Raw genomic sequence first — 976 nt, 5'->3', positions numbered from 1 at the left:
GCAGTACTGCGCGCGCACCCTTCCCACCCATCGCGACGACTGAAGGCGACGGTCGATTTTGCGCGGGGCGAGCCCCGGCCACGTCGCCTTCATAGCCGCGATCTGCTCCTCCAGAGAAAGGAGCAACTGCATGTCAGATCTTCTTTCCGAAGAAGGTGTGCGGCTTTGCTGCCGCGACAGTCGGCGCGGTAACGGTCGCCGCGGTCACACTCCCGGTGATGATGGCCGGCTTCGGGATGATCAGCCCGCCCCTGCGGGTGTAGAGCTGCTGCGAGTTCTGAATTGCATCGCCGACCTCCGCAGCGATGTTCTCTGTCGCACGCGTGACGACGCGATCGCCGAAATTGCCCCTCAGCCACTCCATCATGTCGTCGGGGAACATCTCGCCCTGACGCATCTTCTCCAGACCGTCAACGAGCGCGCGAAGATGACGGGCGAACTCGTTTTGCTGATCGACCGACTCCGGCCAGCGGTCAGTGAACACGTCGTCCTCGCAAACGGGGTTGGTGACGTGGAGCCTCTTCCCATAGAGCGTCGCGTTCTCGATGTCGGCGATGATCCATTTCGAGATGCGGATCACCATGACCGAAAGCGCCGTGTTCGGCTGCGCTGCCCTGCCGGCATAGAAGGAAAGCATCACCGACGGCGGGATGCGCCCAGAATATCCGGCATACACGATATTGCGAAACCGCTTGATCAGCTGGAGCGCAAGTGTGGCGACGTTCTTGACGACGAAATCCGCCTGATCGGGAACATCGTCGACCTCGGCTTCAGCACGAAAACCCGAGCGTTCGAGATTGCGCCAGCGGCGATGGAACTCCTCTGCCATCCTGGCTTCGAGCGGCGTTCTCTCGCGATACCACTCGGCGAAGCCATAGGCGTTCATGTCGACAAAGCTGTCGTCGGCCGATGGCTGTGGCCCCTTCGCGTGGGTGATGAAGCTTTCGCGCTCAGCAGTCCCGGAATTCCGCAACGC

General features: G+C 61.6%; 1 protein-coding gene. It reads right to left on the bottom strand.

Features of this window, described 5'->3' with window-relative positions:
* Positions 1-133: 133 nt before the first annotated feature.
* The coding region (locus EOA60_RS37980) for a nucleotidyltransferase (protein ID WP_164899854.1) at positions 134-976 on the bottom strand (843 nt) is incomplete at its 5' end.

Source organism: Mesorhizobium sp. M1A.F.Ca.IN.020.06.1.1 (assembly GCF_004023265.1).
In the GTDB taxonomy this organism is placed as follows: Bacteria; Pseudomonadota; Alphaproteobacteria; order Rhizobiales; family Rhizobiaceae; genus Mesorhizobium.
This window is presented reverse-complemented; position numbering and strand designations above follow the sequence as displayed.